Consider the following 298-nt stretch of genomic DNA (forward strand, 5'->3'; position numbering starts at 1 on the left):
AAACTTATAGTGGTTATGCCAGCTTGTGTGAGTATTGAGAGAACAATTATACAGAAAGCCTATGGAGCTGAGGTATATCTCACTGACCCTGCCTATGGAGTTGAAGGGGTTTTCCAGAAAGTGCAAGAGTTAATGGCCAAGACACCTCATAGTCACATGCTCCATCAACTTGAAAACCCTGCGTATCCAAAGGTATTCTTGTAAATTGTAATTCATAAATATTTGCTCGTTGAGTGAACCTTCAAATTCGTCCCACAAAGATATAGCATCGGGAAAGTTCATCACTAAAAGAAAGAAA

General features: G+C 39.3%; 1 pseudogene. It reads left to right on the forward strand.

Annotation, left to right across the window (positions count from 1 at the left end):
* Window positions 1-204 (forward strand): annotated as a pseudogene (locus AABA86_RS34400) (cysteine synthase A); the annotation flags it as partial.
* Between the last annotated feature and the right edge of the window lie 94 nt (window positions 205-298).

The organism is Bradyrhizobium sp. TM233 (assembly GCF_036247965.1).
GTDB lineage: Bacteria > Pseudomonadota > Alphaproteobacteria > Rhizobiales > Xanthobacteraceae > Bradyrhizobium > Bradyrhizobium ottawaense.